The organism is Finegoldia sp. (assembly GCF_046991905.1).
GTDB lineage: Bacteria > Bacillota > Clostridia > Tissierellales > Peptoniphilaceae > Finegoldia.
Genome location: NZ_JBKWZF010000008.1, coordinates 1 through 24,579, shown reverse-complemented (window position 1 = coordinate 24,579; position 24,579 = coordinate 1). Strand labels below are relative to the sequence as shown.

Genomic DNA, 24,579 nt, shown 5'->3' with positions numbered 1-24,579 from the left:
TTTTATTGTAACGGTGTATTATTGTTATAGAACAGATGAGAAAGGAGATAATATGCAATTTGATGATAATAAGCCTATCTACATTCAAATCGTAGATTATTTTAAATACAAAATAATTAGACAAGAATTAAAGTCTTCTGATAAAATTCCTTCTGTCAGAGAAACTGCGAAAGAATTGAATGTAAATCCTAACACAGTTCAACGTGCTTATGCAGAGTTGGAAAGCTGTGGAATTACTATGAGTAAACGAGGACTTGGTTCATTTGTAGATGTAGATGACGATAAATTAAAAGCTTTGAAAAATGATATGGCACAACAGTTGATAGATGATTTCTTAAACGAAATGTATCAAATGAATATGCCAAAAGAAAAATTAATAAAACTTATAGATGAAAGGTGGAAAAAATGAGCGTACTCGAAATAAAAAATTTGTCAAAGAAATACGGCAGTAAACAAGCACTTAATGATGTATCATTTACAGCCGAAAAAAGAGAAGTTATTGGACTTTTGGGACCAAATGGTTCTGGAAAGACTACTTTAATCAAAATTTTAGCTGGTATCATCAAAAAATACGAAGGTGAAGTCAAAATCAATTCACAGGAAGTAACTTACAAAACTAAAGAATTTGTAAGTTATTTGCCAGACAGATTTTTTCTAGACCCGAACTTAACTATCGCTCAAACACAGGCTCTGTTCGAAGATTTCTATTCTGATTTTGATGTCGAAAAATTCAGCAGATTTATTGAACAAATGAGTTTGGACAAGAATATGAAAGTCAGCAATCTATCTAAAGGTATGACTGAAAAGTTGAACTTGGCGCTTGTATTATCTCGTCACGCTAAGCTTTTCATTATTGATGAGCCAATCGCAGGAGTTGACCCTGTAGCTCGTGAACAAATCTTAGATGCAATCATAGACAATATTGATCCCGACTCTACCCTATTGATTACTACTCACTTGGTTAGAGACATCGAGAGGATTTTCGACAGAGTAATCATGCTCAGCAAAGGTTCTGTAGAATTAAATGATAGCGTAGAAAATTTGAGATCTACTTACAACAAAGGCATAGAAGATGTTTACAAACAAATTTTTGGAGGTCACCATGCTTAAACTTTTAAAACACGACTTAAAAAACAACTTGAAATTATGTTTGATATCATTATTTGTAGGATTGCTAGGAAACGGATTATTGTATGCGTTGTTCAAAAATTCAATAAAAGCAAACGCTCAAACGATGGGGTTTGTCGAAATGCTTTTCTTGATTTTATGTATACTTGCAGTATTCGGAAGTTTCTTGGCATTAGCTGTACAAATTGTCATGGTATTCAGACGCGATTACTATTCTGACAGAGGCTATTTGATGTTTACTCTTCCTGTTAAAAGCAACGACATTTTAATGAGTAAATTATTATTCGCTCTTATATGGACAGTAATCTTTGCTATAGCATTTGCTTTAATAAACTTTTTGGGAATGTATTTTGTAGGAGAAGCTAAGTTCTTGGAAATGATTAAGTTGGCATTTAACAATCCATACTTTACGGTTTCTCCATTTACATTCATCATTTTGACTGTAAACTTTATTATAAGTACATTTATTGGATACATTGTAATGTATTTCTCAATAGTTGCTACGAAATCATTGTTCCCATCAAACAAAACTGGTTACTCATGGATTATAATTATGATTGTGATTAACGTGGTTATATCTCTAATCGACCAAGAAATATTCCTAAGAGTTCCTTATATAATTTCTTATATTGGAGAAGGAATTGTAAATGCGAAAGATGTTGTCCTTGCTGATCCTGGTGATACAATTACAATGAATACATTCACAAAAGTAATGGGAATACCAATTTCAAGCACTATTATTTGGATATTGACAGGACTTGGCTTATACCAAGCATCAATTAAAATGATGGACAACTCAATAGATATTTAAACTACAAAAAGCCTCATAGTGAGGCTTTTTTTAAATTACAAATTGATATATTAGTCCTATCGTTGCGCACACGCCGATTATCTTAATGATAGAAACTTTTTTATAATACATTACAAATCCTACAAAAAATGAAATTACAGCTACAACGTTTATGTTTGTCGTATTAAATGTGCCGTTAAACACTGCCGATTCGAATAAATCGATAAATGCAATGAATATCAGTGCTGCAACTGCAGGTTTGATCCCTTTTAGTATATAATCCAAAAACTTTAATTCTTTTCCCGAGAAAATCAACTTAGATAACGGAAGTAGAATAATTAACGCCGGAAACACCAATCCAGTAGTTGCTACAACAGCGCCCAGCACGGAATATATTTTCATTCCAACAAATGTCGCGGAATTTATCGCTATTGGTCCTGGCGTCATTTGCGATATCGTAAGTACGTCTGTCAATTCTCTAAGACTGATCCATTGATTTTCATTTACTACAAAATTTGTGATAAGTGGAAGTGTTGCATATCCTCCGCCAAAAGCGAATAATCCAACTTTAAAAAACACCCAGAATAATTTAATCAAAATCATATTTGCCACCTACAATCTTTGAATACATTACTCCGATACAAGCACATGCAAGTAAAATTATCGCAACATTTATGTTAAATACAAATCCCATTACAAATGCTAAGATCATTATTCCAATTCCAAGTGCTCTGTCTTTTTTCAAATTTGATTTTGCCAAATCCACAACAGTTAAAAGTAATATCGCACTGATTGCTCCACTCATACTAATAAGCATCATATTGATAAATGGATTGTCGTGAATTTTGTTGTAAATCAAACTCACAATCGAAATAATAACCAAGCATGGAAGAGTAGCAGCCAATACACTTGCGATTGCCCCTTTTGTTTTATTAATCCTGTATCCCAATAAAATCGACGTGTTAATAGCCATCGCTCCTGGACAACTTTGAGCCAAGGCGATTATCTTCATCATTTCGTCGTCGTCAATTATTTTTTTGTTCTTAACAAACTCATCTCTAATTATAGGTACTATTGTGTATCCTCCACCAAATGTTACGGCATTAATTTTCAGAAGAGTTTTAAATAAATCTATGTTTTTCAAAATTATCACCTAGATAATATTATCCTATACAATAAAATTTTTTTCAAATCAAAAAACCGAATCTAAATTAATAGACTCGGTTTGAATTCTGATTATATTAAATTAGTTTGCTTTGTCGATTGATCCAAAAATTTCCATTTTTTCTTTAACTTTTGCTTTGATTGCTTCGTAGCCTGGTTTCAAAACTTTTCTTGGGTCAAATCCTTTCTTTTCTTTGTCCTTATTTTCTTCGAAATATTTTCTAGTTTCTTCTGTAAATACGATTTGACATTCAGTGTTTACATTTATTTTGGATACTCCAAGGCTGATCGCTTCTTTTATCATATCAGTTGGAATTCCTGTTCCACCATGAAGAACTAGGGGCATTTCTCCGATTTCTCCTTTGATTTCTCCAAGAGCATTGAAGTCTAATCCCTTCCAGTTTTCAGGATAAACACCATGGATATTACCAATTCCTGCTGCCAAGAAATCTATTCCTAATTCAGAAATTCTCTTGCATTCGTTTTTGTCGGCGATTTCTCCTTGACCGATTACTCCGTCTTCTTCGCCACCGATAGCTCCAACTTCTGCTTCAACGCTGATTCCTTTTGAGTGAGCAAGTTCAACTATTTCTTTTGTTTTTTCTATATTTTCATCAATTGGATATTTAGAACCATCAAACATTACTGACGTAAATCCTGCTTCGATACATTTTTTTGCTCCTTCGAATGATCCATGGTCTAGGTGGATTGCTACAGGAACTGTTATATTTAATTCTTCAATCATTCCTTTAACCATTCCTACAACTGTTTTGTATCCGCCCATATATTTTCCAGCGCCTTCGCTAACTCCCAAAATAACTGGTGAGTTGTTTTCTTGTGCTGTTTCCAAAATAGCTTTAGTCCATTCTAAGTTATTGATATTGAAATGACCTACTGCGTATTTTCCTTTTAATGCATCTTTTAACATTTTGTCTGCTGCTACTAACATAATTTCCTCCTTGAAAAATTGAAAATTTGTAAATTACAATATTATTATAACATTATTCTGCTTTTTGTTTCCACAATCCATAAATGATTGCTGAAACCAATGATCCCACTGCTACGGATAATACGAAGAACAATGCTTTGTCTACAGATTCCATAGCTGGTAAAATGAATATTCCTCCGTGTGGTGCTGGAGATTTTACTTCAAATGCTTGTGTAAGTCCACCTGCAATTGCACTACCGATTACAGATGATACAATCACTCTCAATGGATCTTTTGCTGCAAAAGGAATCGCTCCTTCTGTGATAAATGATGCACCCAAAATATAGTTAGTGACTGCTGATTTCTTTTCTTTTTCGTCAAATTTATTTTTAAATAGACTAGATGCTAAAGCTATTGCAAGTGGTGCAACCATTCCTCCAGCCATTGTAGCTGCCATAAAAGCACCATTACCAGTATCTGTGAATACTCCTATTGAGAAAGTGTAACTTGCTTTGTTAACAGGACCACCCATATCCACACTCATCATGGCTCCGAGCAATGCTCCAAGTAAAATCGAGTTTGTAGTTCCCATATTTGCCAAAAATCCGTTGATTGCTTTGTTAATTGTAGTAAACACTGGAGATATTACGAAAATCATACCCAAAGATGTTAATAGCAACCCAAATACTGGGAAAATCAACATTGGTTTAGTTCCTTCGAGAGATTTAGGAAGATTTCTAGTAATTTTCTTCAAGAATAAAATAACATAACCTGCTAAGAAACCACCTAACAGTCCTCCCAAAAATCCTGCGCCTTGACCTGCAATGAAACCTGCAACCATACCAGGCATTAACGCCGGTCTATCTCCAATGCTCATAGCAATGTATCCTGCCAAAATTGGAATCAAAAATCCAAACGCAGCTTTTCCACCTACGGAGAATAAATTGTAAATTGGCGAAGTGTCAGAGAAAAATCTTTCAACCAAGAATGACAACGCCAATAAAATTCCGCCGCCAACTACAAATGGTAACATGTGACTTACGCCATTCATAATGTCTTGGTATAATTTTGATTTCCAATTTGTCGTTTCTTCTTCAACTTCTTTTGACTCCGATTCATCTGCATGATAAATCTTCGCTTTGCCGTCAACGATTTTTTGAATCAAATCTTTTGGATTTCTAATCGCATCGGAAACCGGACATTCAATTACATTTTTGCCATTAAAACGTGCAGTTTCTACTTTTCTATCCGCAGCTATAATAATTCCAGTAGATTTTTCGATATCATTAGCTGTTAATTTGTTCTTAACACCATCAGATCCGTTTGTTTCTACCTTGATGTCAACTCCCATTTTAGATGCTTGTTCCTTCAAAGCTTCTTCTGCCATATAAGTGTGTGCAATTCCCGTTGGACATGCAGTTACAGCTAAGACGAATGGCTTTTCTGTATAAATCGAGCTAGTTTCTACTGGTGCTACTTTCGGCTCAGATTCTTCTGCATAATCATCAATAGTCTTATAAACATCTTCTGGAGATTCGCTAGATTTTAATCTATCGATAAATCCTTCTTTTAATAAAAGCTTGGACAATTTCGCCAAAGTTTCAATGTGCATTTGGTTTTGTCCTTCAGTTGCTGCAATCATGAAAAATATATAAGTATCTTCTCCATCTAATGCTTCATAATCCACGCCAGTTGTACTTCTAGCAAATACAATCGCAGGTTTATTCACTGCCGATGTTTTTGCATGAGGCATAGCAACTCCTTCTCCAAGACCTGTCGAAGATTCCAACTCTCTTTTCATAATTTCAGATCTAAATTTTAGTACATCATTAATAACATTGTTTTCGTACAATTTTTCAATCATCTCATCTATAACGTCTTTTTTAGTTGTAGATTTCAGATTCATAATCATTAAATCTTTAGAAAGCAAATCTTTAATTTCCATTATTTTCCCCCATATTTATTATTTTTAATTTACTAAAAATTTCATTGATTTGTTCCTTTTTGCCCATATCATATGAGAAAACTGTCGCAGTCGCACTTGCCACAGCCATTTTGAATATATCTTCTTCACTCATATTATTCAAATAAGCATAGATAAATCCAGCCACCATACTATCTCCAGCGCCAACACTGTTGATAACTTCTCCTTTTACAATTGGAATGTAAAATGAATTGTTTGCACTCACAAAAATCGCACCATCACTTCCTAAAGAACATATCACATTTTCTGCTTTTGGAATCATCGTAGATTTTATATACGAAATTATCTCTTCTTTTGAGTTAAACTTTCCTCCGTAGATTTCTTCTAACTCCGCTTGATTAGGCTTTAATAATAAAGGATGATATCTCAAGCTTTTCAGTAATACATCTCCTGTTGTATCCAATGTAAATCTTGTGTCTGGCGATAATTTCTTTATCATTTCAATGTAGATATCCTTGTCCATATTCTTAGCGACAGATCCTGAAAAAGATACAATTCCACCCTTTATTTTAGAAAGTTTTTCATAAAAATCTTCCAATTCTTGTTGTGAAATGTCTGGGCCTGGAGCATTGATTTCTGTCTCTGAATCCAGTTTCAGTTTTACATTTATCCTATTGTTATCCTCAATCTTAGTAAAATCGTGGAGAATTTCCATCTCATCTAATAATTTTTCGATGTAATCCCCTGTAAATCCTCCCAAAAATCCAATATTTTTGGATTCTACATCCAAATTATGCAGCAACTTGCTAACCATAATTCCTTTTCCGCCAGCGTAAAGTTCGATGACTTTCGCCCTGTTAGTTTCTTTAAATTTAAAATCATCCAATCGCATTATGTAATCGATAGATGGATTTAATGTAACTGTATAAATCATATAATCACCTAATTATATATACCCATTTGACACATTAATAAAAAGATAAGACAATATATTTGGTGATAAAATGAAATACGTAAAAAATGTTTCGAAAATTGGGAAATTAGATGAATTTACTAATGTGATTTTGGTTAGCAAATCTCCAAGAAGAAACGAATTATTAAAAAATATTTGTGAATTTGAAAGCACTTCAACAGACATTGACGAAAGAAAAATCGAACAATCGGCTTACGAAAAATATAAAGACCGTGAAATAATTGAAAAATTAGCGCTTTCTTGTTGTGAAATATCCAAAGCAAAAATCATGCCCTTGGATTTGAAATATGATACACTTTACATTGCATCAGATACAATAGTAATAAACGATGGAAAAATTTTGAATAAACCAAAAGATTACGACGATGCTTTTAAAATGCTTACATCTTATCTTGGAAAAGTTCACACAGTTGTGACATCTGTTTGTTTGAAATCAAAAAATTACGAAGAAATATTCTACACTTACAGTAACGTAAAATTTTCAGAAAAAACAGATAAAAATATCCAATTAATCAAAGAATACATCGACGAAGGCACAGTTTACGACAAAGCTGGTGCGTACGGAATCCAGGATTTAAATCCAGTTCTTATAGAATACATCGAAGGTGATTTGAACACAATTATAGGTCTTCCTGTCAGTGAAATTAACAAAAGGATTTGCAAAAATTAAAGGAGACAAATATGCAAAATGTTTTAATTAGCGCTTGTTTATTAGGAGTTGATTGTAAATACAACGGTTCTAATAATAAACTAGACGAAGAAACTATCAATTTACTAAAAGAAAAATACAATTTAATTCCAGTATGCCCAGAAATTATGGGCGGAATGCCAACTCCAAGAAATCCCGTTGAAATTATGGATGGAAAAGTTTTTGATTATGATGGAGAAGAATTCACAAAAGAGTTTGAAAAAGGAAGCGATGAAGTGTTAAAACTTGCCAAGTTATACGATGCTACAATTGCCATCTTAAAAGAAAATTCTCCATCATGTGGATCGAATTACATTTACGATGGAACTTTCAATCATCAAAAAATAAAAGGCATGGGGATTGCTGCTCACAAACTTTCAAAAGAAAATATAAAATTATTTAGCGAAGAAAATGTTAAAATATTACTGTAAAATATAAAAATATTACTATTTGTTTGATTTTTTTAATTTGATAATCATTTTTAGTTGACAAATTAAAATATCGTAGTATAATGATAATAGATATCAATTTATATCAAACAAACCCCTTGTAAGATAAAATTGTACTTAAAAGATCACGGCTACCCCTAAAGCCGTGATTTTTTCTTTCAAAAAAGCTATGCAAAATCTTGCATAGCTTTTATTTATATAAGTCCAAGTGCGAATTGCATTCCTATTGAAACTAATGTAATTCCAATCCAGCAGCAAAATCCAAGTATAATTGGTTTTCCACCTGTTTTTATCAGTTTTACAATATCAGTTTTTAATCCAATCGCAGCCATTGCGATTACAATGAAAAACTTGGATAATTCCTTTAATGGATCAAAAATTTTAGCATTTACTCCCATTTTTAAGGCAACTGTAGTTATAATACTTGCAAGAACAAAATACAAAATGAACATAGGAAATATTTTTTTGAGTTCAACTTTTTCTGATTGTTTTTGGTTTTTAGTTCTCAAATAAGACAAAACCAAAGTAATTGGAATAATCGCCAATGTTCTCGTTAATTTTACGGTAACTGCTTTGTCCAATGTTTGTGTTCCTAAATTATACAAACCGTCCCAAGTAGAAGCTGCTGCTGTAACTGATGAAGTATCATTAATTGCAGTTCCTGCAAATATTCCAAACGCTTCTCCTGAATGTGTGGAAAAACCAATCACACTTCCCAACAACGGAAAAACAAGCGCAGCAATTACATTGAAGAAAAATATTACAGAAATAGCTTGAGCTACATCTTCATCATCAGCTTCTATTACCGGAGCAGTGGCAGCAATTGCAGAGCCCCCGCAAATTGAAGAGCCAACTCCCACTAATATGGCGATATTTCTTGCAATATTCATTTTCTTTGCTAATACGTAAGATATTATTAAAGAAGTGGAAATAGTAAGTATAATTATTGGCAATGATTGCTTCCCAGTTTCCATAACGACAGCCAAGTTCATTCCAAATCCAAGTAAAATTACTGCATACTGTAGTATTTTTTTAGATGCAAATTTAATACCATCTTCAAATTTTGTTTTATCTTTGATAACATAACCTATGATAATTCCAACCAAAATCGCCAGAACTGCACCACCAATTACTGGAAACTTTTTACCCAACAAATGGCAAGGAAAAGCTATCAATAGACAAAGCAATAATCCTTTATAATTTTTATTTAACCAATTCATAATTCCTCCTAAAAATTAATCACTTAATTATTTTAACTCAAAAATCTTTTATGTAAAGTTTTTGAAACAAAAAACACCACGATATTCAAATAATATACCGTGGTGTGTTAATTATTCTTGAACTAATAAATAATCGCTGTCGATATTTTTAACATATAAAACTTCATCGAATTTTTCTTTAATAAATGGATGCACATCTTTTGCACAGTAGATTGATCCATTAAATCTTAAAATAAAATCTTCTAATAATATGTTTCCAGTGGTTTCGTCCAAATTATTAAACAAATTTACCACCATGTTAAATTCACTATCTTGATTTATTATTCTCTTGTATCTGATTAAATTCTTATCCCTGTCGTTGTATTCCGGATACCTTTGCTTAGATGTCAATTCATCATCGAAAATTTTTATCAAAGGTGGAATTTTTTTGTCTGGAAAAGAATTGAACAATGTGACATTGTTTCTGAAATCTGTATCGAAAATGTAACTTTCATCGTAAGTAACAAGCATATTAGGTGATAAATCAAACTTATCAATAGGTTCGTCATTTACTAAAATCATTCCACTTTGTGGAGATAATTTCTTAATAAAAGCTTTCGCTAGTAAATTAACCACTTCGTTATTCTCACAAATAATCAAGTATTTTTTATCAGTGAAGAATGTGTAGTTGATTTTGACCTTCACATCTGAAGAGTATAATTTCACATCTCTAAACTCAATTTTTTTTATATGTTCCACAATTTTGTCTGAATTTTCTTGATTTCCAAAAACTTCTTGCATTTTGAAAACTTTTTGTTCAGATTGAACAATCATGGATCTTGCTTTTACGATTTTTTTGATTAAATGGTGAAGTAGCATTATTGAACTTACTAGAATAATCGCTTCTCCATAACTTGTGTCTGGAGTTTTGATTATGTAAATCAAACTTACGATAAAATACGAACCAATGAACAATAATTTTAGGTTGTTTTTCGTGAGTTCTTCCTTGTCAAGTTCGATAACTTTTTCTGATATGTCTTCAATTAATTTGCTGTGCACTACTTCTAAAGCTTTGTTTGCTTTTGAGTTGATAACTTTCTTAGAGCTTAGCATATCATCAAGAAAATACACGTATTTTTTCCTTAAATTAGACGTGCTTATTTTCTTTTCTAATATTGATTTGTCAATTTTTACATTAATTAAACTGAATATCAAAACTCCGACAGTTATTATAGACACTGGGATAAATGATACGCAAAAACCCACGGTAAGTAATATTACAATTAGTAAAATAACATCAGATATCAATTCCAATGTAGGAATAATATAATATTCTTTTAAATAAAGCGATGTCGATGTTATATCGTTCGAAAAAGTTTTTTCCTTTTGATCTATTTCATAAAAATTTTGTGATATTACATTGTGAAACAAATCTTGCTTGAAACCTTCTACAAAAGAAAGTCCCATGTTGTAGATTGTTCTGTCCTTGAGATAATTTATTCCAGCGAACAAAATCAACGATGCACTAATTACAATAAGTGAGAAGGTCTTGTTTTCAATTTCAAATAATCTTTTCGTAAATACTATCGCCACCGACATGAAACACGACAACAAAATCGTCAGTAAAATTTGCACCAGCAAATTGATTTTTTCTCTAAAAATATACTTATTCATACTTTCCCTCATATAATACAAAATAGAGCTTTCGTCCTATTTTGCATTACTCATTTTATTTTTGTTCTAATGATTTGAATACATTACCTGCATTGTATGAACTTCTTACAAATGGTCCACTTTCAACATGCTTAATTCCGATAGATTCTCCGTATTTTTTGAATTCTTCAAATTCTTCCGGAGTAACGTATCTGTCCAACTCTGCATGTTCCAATGTTGGCATCAAATATTGTCCAATCGTAACTATATCTACTTGTAATTCGTTTAATTTATCTAACATTTGATGAACTTCTTCATTTGTTTCTCCAAGTCCAACCATAAATCCAGATTTAGTTACAAGTCCTTTTTCTTTTGCATATCTTAAAACTTCAAAAGAATTGTCCAAGTTACCTTGAGGTCTCATTTCTTTAAATATAGAACGAACTGTTTCTACGTTGTGATTAAGAACGTCTGGTCTTTCATCAAATACAATATCCAATAATTCATGCTTAGCATGCATATCTGGAATTAAAACTTCTACTAATGTTCCTTCATTGTATTTTCTGATTTCTTTGATAACATTTTTGAATTGTGTTGCGCCTTCATCTTTCAAATCATCCCTGTCAACAGAAGTAATAACGGCGTATTTCAAGCCTAATTTTTGTACAACTTTTGCAACATTTTCAGGTTCCTTTTCGTCAACTTCTCTTCCTCTTCCAGTAGTTACGTTGCAATATCTACAGTTTCTAGTACAAATATCTCCTAAAATCATAAATGTAGCTGTACGTGATTCGTAGCATTTCATTCTGTTAGGACAATTTGCTTCCTTGCAAACTGTGTTCAATTCAAATCCATCTACTAAACTTTCTACTTCGTGAAGGTTTTGGCTACCTTCGATTTTTATTCTCATCCATTTTGGTTTTCTAATCAAATATATCACCTAAAAACACTTTCTCGTCCATTCCAACAATGTATTCCCCGATATTAACATCCTTCAAAACATTGTGGAAACCATCTATTGTCATAGCCTTTCCAACAAACATATCGCAAAATTCTGAAATATCTTTGTTCGAAAAGAAATCTCCTTCTATTTTGAAACTATCGATCAAATTATCCTTGATGTTGTAGCTATACTCCACAACTCCAAACTTGTGTTTTCTTTGATAATTTGCAGTAGTTTCTCCTTTTGAGTAAATAAATTCTTCATTTTTAAATAAATCGATGTATTTATTCACTTCTTCTTTTTCAGAATCGTTAAGCACGTATTCTTCTAAGTTATTATCTTCAATGATTCCGTTTTTAATTTTTTTGAAAAACTCATCGTATTCCATATCAATCATATCATTAATAGTTGTAATTCTGGATTCTACAGATTTGATGGCTTTTCCTTCGAATTTTATTTTTTGCGGAGTAAGTGAATGCATCATCTTTTCGACACCAATATCGAAAAGAATTGTACCATGATGAACAACCATGCTGTTTTTCATATATTGTGCGTTGCCACTTATTTTCTTACCGTCAATCAAAATATCATTTCTACCGCTGAATTCTGGATTAAGTCCCATTTTTTTCATTTGATTGATTATCATATTAGCGAAATGTTTGAAGTCATTTGCGTAGTTTTGACTTTCAATAAAAGTGTATTGCATATTTTTTTCATCAGTATATATGCAACCACCGCCAGATAACCTACGAACTAGATTAATTCCATTTTCTTCAGTGTATTTCAAGTTAACTTCTCTGTAAATGTTTTGATTTTTGCCTAGTAGAATTGAATCCTTGTTTCTCCACAAAATAAACACTGGAATGTTATGCTTTGCGAAAAAATATTCAACCGCAAAATTGTAATACGGATCTACGCTGTCATTATTAAAATAATATTTCATTTATCTCCTTTAAATATCGTATAAATTTAAACCTGTTTCAGAATCTTTGAATCTATCAACTTTTTCATCTATTTTATTAATTATGATTTCACAAGTTGCTGATATGATAGCCTCGTTCAAATGTCCGCCGTGAACATTCAAATTCTCATCTGCAAATGTAATGTGCATGTGCAAATAAGGTTTGTCATTCATAGTAGAGATATTTCCAAGGATGCTCGTGATTTCCATTTCTCCTGTGAAATTTTTCTTAGTGTATTCTTGTTTTTCGACACTATATAATCCCACAGTTATATTATCGCTGGCGCCAATTCCTGAAATAGAACCATTTTTTAGCTGAAGCTTTTCAACTAATTCGAATAATTTTTCTACAACGTCTTCGCCCTTTTCAATTCGGACTAAAACATTATCATAATATTCTCTATATTTCAAATCATTAACCTCCTGTAAAGTTCATACAATCTAATTATACATTTAATTTCTTTTTGTTTCAATTTTAAAAACTTGCGATTGATTTCATTTTTCCGAAAATAAAATTTTATACTATAATAGAAGTAGCAATTAAAAGGTGGATATTATGAAAACAAAACAAGATACAAAAACAATTGTAAAATTCAGAGCAAATGGAGATATGGGGAATTTTTACGGACTTCTCCACGGAGGAGAATTATTCAAAATGATGGACACAATCGCCGGTGTGTGCACGAGAAGATTTTGTTCCAATAAAACATTGACCAAAGCTGTAAATAATTTGACATTTAATGCTCCAACAAAATTAGGTGAAATCATAAAAATCACAGCAATCATAGATTACGTTGGCAAAACTAGCATGGAATGTTTCGTTCGTGCAAAAGTCCAGGGAACAGATCTCATAAAAGCTTCAGGATATTTCACAATGGTAAGTGTGAATGAAGACGGAGAATCTGAAATTGTAAATGAAAAAATAGAATATGTAACAGATGAGGATAAAATGTATCGCGATTTGGCGATTGAAAGAAGGAAAATTTACAAGGAAGTAAACTTGCTTCAACAAAATTATAAGCTATGAAAAAAGAAATCAAACTTTCTGTCAGAGATTTGGTTGAATACACTGAACGAAGCGGCGATATAGACGATAGATTCAGAAATGTGTTCGACAGAGCAAAAGAAGGCCAGAAAATCCATAAAATGATTCAAAAAGAATACGATATTGGATTTCTGCCAGAAGTTACTCTCAAAAACACTACCCTCTACAAATCGGTAAATTACATCGTGGAAGGTAGAGCTGACGGAATAGGAATTAAAAATGGTAAAACTTTAATAGATGAAATAAAATCGACTACGCGTGATTTGGAAGAATTGGAATACAATTCCAACAAATATCACTGGGCACAAGTAAAATGCTACGGGTATTTTTATGCTTTGGACAACGACTTGGAAGATATTGATTTGCAGCTAACTTATTATCAAACTGATACCAAGAAAATAAAATTTATCAGGCAAAATTTTACTTTTGAAGAATTAAAAGAATTTTATTTTTCATTGTTAGAAAAATATTCCGTGTTCACAGAATTAATCACACAACACATAAAAGATCGTGATGAATCCATTCAGAACTTATCATTTCCATATCCTGCATTTAGAGCTGGTCAGAAGTATTTGAGCCAAAACGTGTATTCTGCAACCAAACAGGGTGTAGATTTGATGGTGGAAGCTGCAACAGGAATCGGCAAGACTATCTCCACGCTTTTTCCTTCAATTAAAGCTATGGGAGAAGATTTGACGGACAAGATTTTTTATTTGACTGCAAAGTCCACTCTGAAAAAAGCCTGCAACGACCAATTGTATTTAATGAAACAAAAAGGTCTAATAATAAAATCAGTTGAGATAATCGCAAAGAACAAGGTCTGTATCAATAATGAAGTCAAATGCAATCCAAATGATTGCGAATTTGCAAAAGGTCACTACGACAGGGTGAACAAATGCATTCTCGATATGCTTGAAAACGAAGATATTATAGTGGAAGAAATCATCAAAAAATATGCATTCAAATACAGAGTTTGTCCGTTGGAATTGGAGCTGGATTTGTCCAATTTCTGTGACATTGTGATTTGTGATTACAATTACGTTTTTGATCCGGTAGTATATCTAAAAAGATTTTTCGAAGTTCCATATTTGAGAATGTCGCTTTTGGTTGATGAGGCTCATAACTTGGTGAATCGTGGGCGTGATATGTACTCGTATTCGTTGAGTTTCAACCAACTTATGGACTGTTGTGATGAGCTTTTAGATGATAAAAAAGAACTCAAAATCAAACGCAATTTGAAGAAAATCGCCAAACAAATCAAAGATGAATCTTTGGGAAAACCAGTCAACACATACAAGGATTTGTCAGTAGATTTGATTGATTATTGTGTACGTTGCAAAGAATCCATGACGAAATTTTTGGTCGAAGAAAAGGACAAACCATACTACGACAAAGTATTGGATGTGTATTTTGAAATCAATAAATTTTTGAAAATTTCTGATTTTTACGATGATTCTTTCGTCACTTTGATAAAATCAGAAAACGATGATGTTATTTACAACATCATGTGCTTGAACACTCACAATATTTTTAAAAATCTTTTGAAAAAATGCAAATCAAACGTATTTTTCTCAGCGACACTGTCTCCTATGACCTACTTTGCAGATGTATTGGGCTTGGAAAAATTCTACAACATAAGATTGGAATCTCCTTTCCCAAAAGAGAATTTGAAAGTAAATCACATCAACATTTCAACTAGATTCAAAGACCGCGAAGATACGAAATATAAAATCGCAGAAATCCTTCGAAAAATCAACGAAAAGCCTGGTAACAAACTCATATTCTTTCCTTCTTATTCGTACTTGGAATCAGTGTATGAGATTTGTGGTTTCGATATTTTAACACAAGAAAGAACGCTGACTGATATGGAAAGGTTGGAATTCTTGTCCCAATTTACAACAACTTCAAACATAATGGCGTTTTGTGTTTTGGGTGGAGTGTTCAGCGAAGGCGTGGATTTGAGTGGCGACAGATTGAATACTGTTGGAATAATTTCCGTCGGACTTCCCGGAATTAGCGTAGAAAATGATTTGATTAAAAAATATTTTGACGAAAATGGAAAAAATGGATTCGATTACGCTTATGTGTATCCTGGAATGAACAAGGTACACCAAGCTGGTGGAAGACTTATTAGAACTGACACAGATACTGGAGAATTATTTTTGATTGACGATAGGTTTGATTCATATCCTTACAAATCACTTCTTCCGAATAGCTGGAAATAATTTTTCTGAGAAAATTACAACACAATATGGTAAAATTAACTTAATCCCAATGGGAAATTTAAAAATGAAGGTGAAATTATGTCAGAACAAATAGAATTTAGATTTGATACACAATTATTAATAGCAGGAGAAAACTTATCAAGCGATACAATTAGTGAATATATCACAGAACATTTCAAGGGCGATTGCCTTTTGGTTGTAGGTGGCGATGATTTGATTAAAATTCATTTCCATACTAATGAACCTTGGCAAGTATTGGAATACGGACAATCAATCGGAGATATTCACGATATCGTCGTAGAAAATATGCAAAGACAAGCAGACGGTCTACAAGGATAATGAAAAAAATTTTAGAGGCAAAAGTAGAATACAATGTATTTCCCAACAAGGGAATTTGCAAAATAGACGATAATTTGTATTCTATAAAGAACACAATTCAAGGACAAACAATCTCTTTTCAACGAAAAAGAAAAAAAAAGGGATTTATTGAGGGAAAACTAGTTGAAAAACTAGAAAACTCCCCTCTTGAAACTATTAAAGGTTGCCCTGTAAATGAAAGATGCGGCGGTTGTATTTATCAAAAATTAGAGTATGATGTGGAGTGCGATTTGAAGAAAAAAACACTCACAGAATTATACAAAGATATTTACGATGAGGATATTACTTTTCATCCATCGCCTATTTTAAAAGGCTACAGAAACAAAATGGAATACACTTTTGGAGATAGTGTCAAAGGTGGTCCTCTTGTTTTGGGACTTCACACTAAAAACAAATTCTACGAAATAACAGACACCGTAGATTGCAATATCATTGATGAAGGCTTCAACAAAATCAGACAAGCTGTTCAAGAATATTTTCGTGACAAAAATTACGAATTTTTCAAAAAAATAAAACACACAGGACTTTTGAGACACTTCATAATCAGAAAAAGTTTCAATGATGATGAGTACATGATTAATTTGGTAACGACAAGTGATGAGTTTGATGTGAATGATTTCATTGAATTTGCAAAGCAAATCGACAACAGAATCGTGTCTATTTATCACACAATTAACGATAATATTTCAGACGCAGTAATAGTCGACAAATTAGAATTGTTGTATGGCAAAGAATATTTGACAGAAAAAATAAATGGCTTTGAATTTAGAATATCTCCATTTTCCTTTTTCCAACCAAATCCAGCACAAGCAGAGCAAATTTATAACAGAGCCTTGGAATTAGCTGGAGATTTGTCAGAAAAAAACGTCTACGATTTGTACTGTGGAACAGGAACCATCGCACAAATTTTTGCAAAAAAAGCTGAAAGCGTAATCGGAGTCGAAATAGTTGCTGAAGCAGTCGAAAAAGCACAAGAAAACGCAGAACTAAATGGATTGACTAACACAAAGTTCATCTGCGATGATTGCTTGAATTTTATGGAAAAAGTTGAGAAAAAAGACGTAGTCGTCCTCGATCCACCAAGAGATGGAATTCATCCAAAAGCAATCGATAGATTAATCGACATCAATCCGGATAAATTCATCTACATTTCTTGCAATCCGATAACACAAAGAATGGATTTGGATAAATTTATCGAAAAAGGGTATAAAATTAAGTCATTGGAGTTCTTCGATCAGTTCCCAAGAACTTACCACTGCGAAGCTGTTGTGTTGTTGGAGAAAAAGTAGAAAAACCTGAGTGCTTGAAAGCAATATATTATTGATTTTGTGGATTTATTATTAAAAGCTTAGTATTTTGAAATTAGTGGTCGAAAATTTCTTTCAAATTCTTGTTTGTAGCTACACTTTGGATATTGAGTAGGTTGTGTGCATGGTATGGATTGAATTAAGGAAAATATATGAAACTAAAATTAATTAAACTAACTAAAGAGTATGAATTAAAGCTTGGTGAGATGATCGATGAATGGAAGATTGACCAAGAAATGAATAACACAAACACTTCTCCGTGGTCAATATTTAAAAATGATTACCATGATTTTGACTATTATCTAAATAACTTAGAAATAAAATCTAAAACTGAAAATAAAGTTCCAGATTCAGTTTTCTTCCTTTTAGATGAAGAAAGAGATAGGCTTTTAGGAGCTGTAAATATTCGCCACTATTTAAATAAGTCACTTTTGAAAGAAGGTGGACATATTGGAGATGGAATAAGACCCAGTGAGAGAAGAAAAGGCTATGCCACAGAAATGGTAAGACTAGCTTTGATAGAGTGTAAAAAGTTGGGAATTGAAAGAGTACTCATGATTTGTGATAAAGAAAATATAGGATCAGCTAAGTCTATTATTAAAAATGGTGGAGTACTTGAAAATGAGTTTGTTAACTCAGATGGCAAGACAATTCAAAGATATTGGATAGACAATTAATTGTGTTTAAAAGTAGAGCGTAAAACTACAATATAACAATAAATAATTTATATTTAAATTTAAAACCCGGCTTTATCACATTGATAATAGTCGGGTTTTTGTTTTGTGGTAAAATTAAATTAACTAAAAAATTATTCTATGAATTTAAGGGAACTAATCGAATCTAAAAAAGGAGAAAAAAATGAATATAACACAAAAAGATATGAAAATACTATTGAAATCTCAACAAGGCGAATTAGATGTCGTACTTATGTATCGTGCACTTGCAGATACTGTAAAGGATGCATATGACCAAGAAACTTTTCGTAAGCTTGCTACAGAAGAAGGTCATCATGCATCGGTATTCCACAATCTTACAAAAGAAAATTTGAAACCTAAAAAAACCAAGGCGATAATTATTCCTTTGCTTTATAAGATAATAGGTAAGAAAAAATTATATAAATTAATTGCCAATGGCGAATACAATGCTGCTAATACCTATGCACCAGTTGCTGAAAAATTCCCAGAAATAGAAAGTGTCAAAAACGATGAAAAAAGACATGGTGATATTGTAAACTCATTAATTAATAATTAATTTGGATTTTGATAAATAATACTATTAGCGTTATAATTTTCTTGTGATATGAATTAATAAATATCACAAAATAAATAGGAGGAAACTATGAAAAAATAAATTGAAACAACTTATTCTATATTCCCTATGCCAGTTTTAATGGTGTCCACTTTCAACGAAGATAATACTGTAGATGTAATGAATGCTGCATGGGGAACTATGCTCAACAGAGACACAGTAGCATTGAATTTGTCAGAAACTCACAAAACTGTAGAAAATATCAAAGCACGTAAAGGATTCGTAGTTCATGTGGCAGATGCAAAACATGTTGTTGAAGCCGACTATTTCGGGGTCGTTAGCGGAAATACTGAGAAAGACAAGTTCAAAAAATCAGGATTAACATACGAAAAATCAAAACTTGTAGATGCTCCAATAATCAACGAATTTCCAGTTGCTATCGAATGTGAATTCATAGAATACAAAAAGGACAATAATGGAATTGGAGTCATTGGAAAAGTAATCAGAACATCAGTAGATGAAGAACATTTCGACGGTGATAAAGTTAACGTTGATTCATTGGAAGCTATCGCTTTTGACCCATATACTCTTGGGTACTACAAAGTAGCTGGAAGAGTGGGCAATGCTTACAAAGATGGTTTACAACTCAAATAAATAAAAAAGCTTTTAGGGTTTTGTAATCTTAAAAGCTTTTTTTGTTATTAATTAAAGTTTTTATTAAAAATGATTTTCATTTTTGATTGTTAACAGTATTAGTGTTATAATATAAGTATAAGAAATCATAAAATACACAAAGGAGGATATTATGAAATTAGAAGACTTTACAGAAAAAGAACAAGCAGAAATCAACGAAGGACTATCTTCAGCAGAAATCAGTGACAAAGAAGCCGCAGATAAAATATTAGCATTAGTTCCAGATGGATGGATCAAGAAAATTCCATTTTTTGTAAGAAAACATTCAACAACAAAAACAATCGAAAGAATTGCCAACCAATATCCTGAACTTTACGCTGTAGCAAAAAGAGAAGGCGAACTTCCTGAAAAAGAACGTGACGAATTACAAAAAATTATTACAGATATTTTTAAGGAAAAAATGGAAAAACACAACATAAAATAATTAGAGAATTTCCTATGGACACTATAATAGTCAATGATAGAATCAAACTTATTCCCTATTTTGAAAATTACGATACTACTTTGAAATGGTACAAAGATAAGGATGTGTGCAAACAAGTCGACAACATTGATTTCATATACGATATTAATAGGCTTCAAAAAATGTACAATTACTTGAATACTCATGGAAAGTTGTTCTACATTGAATACAATAACGAATTAGTTGGAGATATTTCATTGACTGATGAAAATGAAATAACAATAGTTGTGTGCAAAGAATTTCAAAACAAACATATAGGACGAAATTGTGTCACAAAAATTTTGGAATTAGCAAAAGAAAATGGATTAAAATCTGTCACTGCAAATATCTACGCTTTTAATCATCAAAGCAGAAAAATGTTTGAAGCTGTAGGTTTTAAGCAAATTGATGAAGAACTATTTGAATACAAATTTTAAGCGGCGAACTTGTCGCTTTTTTTGTTGCATTAATTTTCTAAACTATTGCAAAACTTTTCAACTCATTATTATTTTGATATTTTTAATGCAACATCGTAATATACAATATCGTAATATTGCATTGTACGATGTTGTGATTTTGATTTAATTACCGTATTTTATTTGATTTGTGGTATCATTAGAGTGTAGCAGAAATTATTTGAGGATGGTAATGATGAATAATAGAGATTCAATTATAAGAATGTGGTTTAGAATGTGGCTTGAACAAAAAGACTTGGGCATAGATAACATTTTTGATGATAATATTGTATACACAGAATGCTGGGGTCCGAAATATTCAAACAAAAAAACTGTAAAAATATGGTTTGATAAATGGAATACTCGCGGTAAGGTTATAAAATGGGATATTTTACAAATATTTCATCATGAAAACCAATCAGTTGTTCAGTGGATTTTTGAATGTAAAATGAGTAACGGCGACTTTTCAAGTTTTGAAGGAATTTCGCTTGTTCTATGGAATGATTCAGAGAAAATTATTGAACTAAAAGAATTTCAATGTGATATCAACAACTACAATCCTTATGAAAATGGAAAAACACCTAAATTCAGAAATGATTTCCAAGGGTAGTATATGTTAAAAAAAGCCACTTTACAAGACATAGAAAAATATTTGGGCTTTTCATATAATTTATCACAAGATTTGACAACTTCAGGATTCCCAACTTATTTGGATGGTATCAAGACTAAAAATGATTTTTACAAATCAGCATATTCATCATTTTCAAAAACAAATTCAAAAATACTCTTATTTATAAATAATGATGAAGTGTTAGGTTGGATTGATTATTATTGGATTGAACAAGACCATTATTTAGGCTTTAATGTATTTAATATTCAAAATAATCAACAAGAAGCTATTGAAGAATTTATTGAATATTCAAAATCTAGATATCCAAACTATACTATTTATTTTGGTTTTCCTTCAGATAATACACTAAGTATTGAGTATTTAAAAAGCATAGATTCTGAAAAAATTGACGAAAACTACGTATACACTTTAAGTTTTGAAAAATATTCTCCTTTAAAATATGATGGAGATATTGTTCAAGTTAATAATGAAAATTGGAATGATTTCCGTAGATTACATGATAAAATCGATGATATTTACTGGAATTCCGATAGACTTAAGAATGCTTTAACTACCAATTCAAATAATCAATGGAATATTTTTTTATATTACGAAAAAAATATTTTAAAAGGATGTATTTATTTTGTTTACACTCCAATATTGATGGAAGTTTTTGGAATTGATTATAAAGATGATTTTGATGAAACTGCAATGAAAAATTTATTGATAAAGTGTTTGAATGAATCAAAATCAGATAATCAAAAATATACTACATTTTTTGTTGAAGAAAAGGAAAGAAAAGTTGTTGAAAGTATTGGTTTTAATTTTATTGCAAAATACGAATTATATACTGTGACTTTATAATAAAACTAATTTAAGGAGGGTTTTTATGCTTGAGTTTTTGAAAAAGGGAGTTTTTAGTGGAACTGATGAGTTTTTAGAGCAAAATAGTAAATTGATTTTGAAAACTTCAGAAAAAACATTCGACTCTCCCCTATTCGATATAGTTTTAGATGAGATAGACAAGATTTCAGAAGATGCACTAAGAAATTACAAGGAAGTGAGATCTGGTAAGAAGACTTACTTTTTTTCGTTGGAATTTGTTGGTGAAAGCTTCATTCAAGCGACTTTTATTCCAGATGCAGATGAATGTTTTTATCATATTGAATATATGAAAGACATATCTGACAGTTTGGTCAAAGTAGTCGATTATGTGAGTGTCGAAGACACAAAGGATTTGTTCAAGAGCTTTTATAATGAAAAGCCTTTGAGTGATGACTTTGATTGGGAAGATATGAATATTTAAGGAGGTTTTATGGCTAGATCGATTTTAATTTACAATATGCCTGAAAATATTAAAGAATTTTTGGTGATAGAATCTGAAAAACACGATTTTGAAATAATTGAATGCGATGATTCTGATTTGCGCACTAAAATATCTGTGCTTTTAAAAGAAGAAGACGGTGACAAAATTGAGTGTGCTGAAGAAGGTGTGGATATTAATTTTCTTATGATTAATAAATTCAACAATCAAATTTTGAATAGATTTTTGAAAGATATGCAACGTGAAGATGTCTACATTCCAAACAAATGTGTGACAACAGAACACAATATCAATTGGACACTTAAACAACTTCTTTTGGAAAACAAAGAAGAGCACGAAGTAATGATGATTTACAAGGAACTTGCAGCTCTTAGATCACAAGCTATTCAATTGTACAAACAAGTTGACGATGATGAACTTTATGAAACTATCAACGAAGTCACTGAATATATGCAACCAAAAGAATTTGAAAAGGATGAACTTATCAGAAGATTCAACCATTTAAAATCAGTTATGGAGAGAATTAGTTAAAGGCTAATTCTTTTTTTATTTGACACGATATCACAAGTGTGCTACGATTATGATACAGTATGATACAAGAGGAGGTATGTATGATTACTTTTGAGAATGTGACAAAAAAATATGACAAGAAAATCGCTTTGGATAATTTGAATCTTACAATTAATAGTGGCGAAATCTTCGGTCTTATTGGACATAACGGAGCCGGTAAATCAACTACGATAAAATCCTTAGTTGGTGTTATAAAACCTGAAGAAGGAACTATCAAGATCGATGGCGTCGATGTAAGAGATAATCCAATGGAAGCTAAGAAAAAAATCGGATATGTATCTGACAGTCCAGATATGTTTTTGAAGATGACTCCTTACGAATTTTGGAGATTTGTAGGAACGATTTATGAAGTTGAAGAAAACAAATTCAATGCTACTTGCAAGATGCTTTCCGAAAAATTTGATTTGACAGAATTCTTCCAACCTATTGAATCTTTTTCACATGGTATGAGACAAAAAGTTTTCGTAATAGCTGCTCTGTTATCTGATCCAGATGTGTGGGTATTGGACGAACCGTTGACAGGACTTGACCCACAAAGCTCGTACAATTTGAAGGAAATGATGAGAGAACACGCCAACAAAGGAAATACTGTTTTGTTCTCAACTCATATTTTGGAAATTGCAGAAAAACTTTGCGATAGAATTGGAATTTTGCAAAAAGGAAAACTCATATTCTTGGGTACTGTTCAAGAACTAAAAGATTTACATCCGGATAAATCTTTGGAAGAAATTTATCTTGAAATGATAAAATCACACGATGAGGTTCCAAATGAACAAAACTAAATTAAAAGAATTGATGAAAATCGACTTACTTAATATCAATCCTATGCTCACAGGTCAAATCAGACAGAAGACCAAGGCTGCTGAGAACAAAAGTATTTACAAGAAAATTATCAGACAATATATAATGTCCGCTGTGATGATGCTTGTAATTTACGGAATTATGTTCGGATTTGTGTTTGATTATAGCAAGGCACCTAAGATGTTTGATTTGTTCGTGTTTTACTTGGTAATTTTGGGAACTTTGCAAAACTTCATCAGCGTATTCAATCTGTTTTATGAAAACAAGGATTCGTTGAAGATGTCCTATTTCCCAATCAATCAGAAGGAAATGTTCGTATCCAAGACTTTTTTAACGATGTTGAGTTCGTTGACAGTTTTAAGTCCGATTTTGTTGTTGTCGATAAAGTTTTTCATTGATTTCAAATTCAATATATTCTTGGCAATTTTGTTCGGAATTTTGAATTTCGTAGTTTTATTCGTTTTTACAATAATTTTGAATATTGTCGTTGCGGAGCTTTTGGTTAGAACATCTGCTTTGTACAAATTCAACACGCAAATAATGGTTGGGCTTAATATTTTCATTCAAGTCGTTGCCATAGTGTTTGTAATTTTTATTCAAAATTCAAACATCATGAAAAACACTACGGGACTTGGCCCTATTTCAGGATTACTTCACAATCCATTATCGGCGATTATTTTC

General features: G+C 31.8%; 29 protein-coding genes and 1 pseudogene. 20 read left to right on the top strand and 10 right to left on the bottom strand.

Going from position 1 to position 24,579, the window contains the following annotated elements:
- Window positions 1-52 precede the first annotated feature (52 nt).
- Genes ACLUJM_RS04925 through ACLUJM_RS04915 form a run of 3 tightly spaced genes read left to right on the top strand, consistent with a single transcriptional unit; the run spans window position 53 to window position 1,939 of the window.
- Complete coding sequence (locus ACLUJM_RS04925) at window positions 53-409, top strand: GntR family transcriptional regulator (RefSeq protein WP_094209000.1); 357 nt, start codon at window positions 53-55, stop codon at window positions 407-409.
- Entirely contained in the window at window positions 406-1,110 is a 705-nt protein-coding gene (locus tag ACLUJM_RS04920; protein ID WP_412412345.1) for an ABC transporter ATP-binding protein, read from the top strand. Before ACLUJM_RS04925 ends, ACLUJM_RS04920 begins: the two co-directional genes overlap by 4 nt.
- Window positions 1,103-1,939, top strand: a complete 837-nt coding sequence (locus ACLUJM_RS04915) for an antibiotic ABC transporter permease (protein ID WP_094202871.1) — start codon at window positions 1,103-1,105, stop codon at window positions 1,937-1,939. The genes ACLUJM_RS04920 and ACLUJM_RS04915 overlap by 8 nt, the downstream gene beginning before the upstream one ends.
- Window positions 1,940-1,969: 30 nt before the next feature.
- Here ACLUJM_RS04915 and ACLUJM_RS04910 read toward each other — a convergent pair whose 3' ends face one another.
- From ACLUJM_RS04910 to pfkB, 5 genes are all read right to left on the bottom strand, one after another.
- Entirely contained in the window at window positions 1,970-2,521 is a 552-nt protein-coding gene (locus ACLUJM_RS04910) for a chromate transporter (RefSeq protein WP_094202872.1), read from the bottom strand.
- Window positions 2,508-3,071 carry a chromate transporter gene (locus tag ACLUJM_RS04905; RefSeq protein ID WP_242428110.1) on the bottom strand — a complete coding sequence of 188 codons (564 nt, stop codon included), beginning with the start codon at window positions 3,069-3,071 and terminating at the stop codon, window positions 2,508-2,510. Before ACLUJM_RS04905 ends, ACLUJM_RS04910 begins: the two co-directional genes overlap by 14 nt.
- Before the next feature lie 93 nt (window positions 3,072-3,164).
- The gene (gene fba / locus ACLUJM_RS04900; protein ID WP_002835224.1) at window positions 3,165-4,031 is read right to left on the bottom strand and encodes a class II fructose-1,6-bisphosphate aldolase; all 867 of its coding nucleotides are present in this window, start codon (window positions 4,029-4,031) and stop codon (window positions 3,165-3,167) included.
- Between the two features lie 52 nt (window positions 4,032-4,083).
- The gene (locus tag ACLUJM_RS04895) at window positions 4,084-5,955 is read right to left on the bottom strand and encodes a fructose-specific PTS transporter subunit EIIC (protein WP_316082755.1); all 1,872 of its coding nucleotides are present in this window, start codon (window positions 5,953-5,955) and stop codon (window positions 4,084-4,086) included.
- Window positions 5,945-6,868 carry a 1-phosphofructokinase gene (gene pfkB / locus ACLUJM_RS04890; protein WP_316082756.1) on the bottom strand — a complete coding sequence of 308 codons (924 nt, stop codon included), beginning with the start codon at window positions 6,866-6,868 and terminating at the stop codon, window positions 5,945-5,947. Before pfkB ends, ACLUJM_RS04895 begins: the two co-directional genes overlap by 11 nt.
- 70 nt (window positions 6,869-6,938) lie before the next feature.
- Between pfkB and ACLUJM_RS04885 the strand changes: the two genes are divergently transcribed.
- Entirely contained in the window at window positions 6,939-7,577 is a 639-nt protein-coding gene (locus tag ACLUJM_RS04885; protein WP_304066270.1) for a Maf family protein, read from the top strand.
- An 11-nt stretch (window positions 7,578-7,588) separates the two neighbouring features.
- Window positions 7,589-8,026, top strand: a complete 438-nt coding sequence (locus tag ACLUJM_RS04880) for a DUF523 domain-containing protein (RefSeq protein ID WP_304066267.1) — start codon at window positions 7,589-7,591, stop codon at window positions 8,024-8,026.
- Between the two features lie 212 nt (window positions 8,027-8,238).
- Here ACLUJM_RS04880 and ACLUJM_RS04875 read toward each other — a convergent pair whose 3' ends face one another.
- The 5 genes from ACLUJM_RS04875 to ACLUJM_RS04855 form a co-directional block, all read right to left on the bottom strand.
- Entirely contained in the window at window positions 8,239-9,264 is a 1,026-nt protein-coding gene (locus tag ACLUJM_RS04875) for a YeiH family protein (RefSeq protein WP_094225035.1), read from the bottom strand.
- A gap of 111 nt (window positions 9,265-9,375) precedes the next feature.
- Window positions 9,376-10,917, bottom strand: a complete 1,542-nt coding sequence (locus tag ACLUJM_RS04870; protein ID WP_304066261.1) for an ABC transporter ATP-binding protein — start codon at window positions 10,915-10,917, stop codon at window positions 9,376-9,378.
- 55 nt (window positions 10,918-10,972) lie between these two features.
- Window positions 10,973-11,827 (bottom strand): lipoyl synthase, encoded by an 855-nt coding sequence (gene lipA / locus ACLUJM_RS04865; RefSeq protein WP_316082757.1) that lies wholly within the window; start codon window positions 11,825-11,827, stop codon window positions 10,973-10,975.
- Window positions 11,820-12,782, bottom strand: coding sequence for a lipoate--protein ligase (locus tag ACLUJM_RS04860; RefSeq protein WP_316082758.1), 963 nt, complete (start codon window positions 12,780-12,782; stop codon window positions 11,820-11,822). The genes lipA and ACLUJM_RS04860 overlap by 8 nt, the downstream gene beginning before the upstream one ends.
- A 9-nt stretch (window positions 12,783-12,791) precedes the next feature.
- Window positions 12,792-13,211, bottom strand: coding sequence for a PPC domain-containing DNA-binding protein (locus ACLUJM_RS04855; RefSeq protein WP_002835234.1), 420 nt, complete (start codon window positions 13,209-13,211; stop codon window positions 12,792-12,794).
- A 145-nt stretch (window positions 13,212-13,356) separates the two neighbouring features.
- On the opposite strand from ACLUJM_RS04855, the gene ACLUJM_RS04850 reads away from it, so the two are divergent.
- The 15 genes and pseudogenes from ACLUJM_RS04850 to ACLUJM_RS04780 all read left to right on the top strand — a co-directional run.
- Window positions 13,357-13,827 carry an acyl-CoA thioesterase gene (locus ACLUJM_RS04850; protein ID WP_316082759.1) on the top strand — a complete coding sequence of 157 codons (471 nt, stop codon included), beginning with the start codon at window positions 13,357-13,359 and terminating at the stop codon, window positions 13,825-13,827.
- Window positions 13,824-16,070 carry an ATP-dependent DNA helicase gene (locus ACLUJM_RS04845; RefSeq protein WP_316082760.1) on the top strand — a complete coding sequence of 749 codons (2,247 nt, stop codon included), beginning with the start codon at window positions 13,824-13,826 and terminating at the stop codon, window positions 16,068-16,070. The genes ACLUJM_RS04850 and ACLUJM_RS04845 overlap by 4 nt, the downstream gene beginning before the upstream one ends.
- A 78-nt stretch (window positions 16,071-16,148) precedes the next feature.
- Window positions 16,149-16,409, top strand: a complete 261-nt coding sequence (locus ACLUJM_RS04840) for a hypothetical protein (RefSeq protein WP_002835237.1) — start codon at window positions 16,149-16,151, stop codon at window positions 16,407-16,409.
- A complete protein-coding gene (gene rlmD, locus ACLUJM_RS04835) occupies window positions 16,409-17,737 on the top strand; it encodes a 23S rRNA (uracil(1939)-C(5))-methyltransferase RlmD (RefSeq protein WP_304066669.1) in 1,329 nt (442 codons plus the stop codon). The genes ACLUJM_RS04840 and rlmD overlap by 1 nt, the downstream gene beginning before the upstream one ends.
- Window positions 17,738-17,907: 170 nt before the next feature.
- Window positions 17,908-18,432 carry a GNAT family N-acetyltransferase gene (locus ACLUJM_RS04830; RefSeq protein WP_412412344.1) on the top strand — a complete coding sequence of 175 codons (525 nt, stop codon included), beginning with the start codon at window positions 17,908-17,910 and terminating at the stop codon, window positions 18,430-18,432.
- Between the two features lie 181 nt (window positions 18,433-18,613).
- The gene (locus ACLUJM_RS04825; RefSeq protein WP_412412343.1) at window positions 18,614-19,006 is read left to right on the top strand and encodes a ferritin family protein; all 393 of its coding nucleotides are present in this window, start codon (window positions 18,614-18,616) and stop codon (window positions 19,004-19,006) included.
- Window positions 19,007-19,132: 126 nt separating this feature from the next.
- A complete protein-coding gene (locus tag ACLUJM_RS04820; RefSeq protein ID WP_412412342.1) occupies window positions 19,133-19,657 on the top strand; it encodes a flavin reductase family protein in 525 nt (174 codons plus the stop codon).
- A 151-nt stretch (window positions 19,658-19,808) separates the two neighbouring features.
- A complete protein-coding gene (locus ACLUJM_RS04815) occupies window positions 19,809-20,120 on the top strand; it encodes a hypothetical protein (protein WP_294685887.1) in 312 nt (103 codons plus the stop codon).
- A gap of 14 nt (window positions 20,121-20,134) precedes the next feature.
- Window positions 20,135-20,575, top strand: a complete 441-nt coding sequence (locus tag ACLUJM_RS04810; protein ID WP_294685886.1) for a GNAT family N-acetyltransferase — start codon at window positions 20,135-20,137, stop codon at window positions 20,573-20,575.
- Between the two features lie 214 nt (window positions 20,576-20,789).
- Complete coding sequence (locus ACLUJM_RS04805; RefSeq protein WP_294685885.1) at window positions 20,790-21,203, top strand: nuclear transport factor 2 family protein; 414 nt, start codon at window positions 20,790-20,792, stop codon at window positions 21,201-21,203.
- A 3-nt stretch (window positions 21,204-21,206) separates the two neighbouring features.
- On the top strand, window positions 21,207-22,067 hold the full coding sequence (locus ACLUJM_RS04800; RefSeq protein WP_294685884.1) for a hypothetical protein: 861 nt from the start codon (window positions 21,207-21,209) through the stop codon (window positions 22,065-22,067).
- Between the two features lie 25 nt (window positions 22,068-22,092).
- Complete coding sequence (locus ACLUJM_RS04795) at window positions 22,093-22,509, top strand: hypothetical protein (protein WP_294685883.1); 417 nt, start codon at window positions 22,093-22,095, stop codon at window positions 22,507-22,509.
- 9 nt (window positions 22,510-22,518) lie between these two features.
- On the top strand, window positions 22,519-23,058 hold the full coding sequence (locus ACLUJM_RS04790) for a DUF3783 domain-containing protein (RefSeq protein WP_294685882.1): 540 nt from the start codon (window positions 22,519-22,521) through the stop codon (window positions 23,056-23,058).
- Between the two features lie 80 nt (window positions 23,059-23,138).
- Window positions 23,139-23,879 carry an ABC transporter ATP-binding protein gene (locus ACLUJM_RS04785; protein WP_278725351.1) on the top strand — a complete coding sequence of 247 codons (741 nt, stop codon included), beginning with the start codon at window positions 23,139-23,141 and terminating at the stop codon, window positions 23,877-23,879.
- Window positions 23,866-24,579 (top strand): annotated as a pseudogene (locus ACLUJM_RS04780) (antibiotic ABC transporter permease); the annotation flags it as partial. The gene ACLUJM_RS04785 and the pseudogene ACLUJM_RS04780, both read left to right, overlap by 14 nt.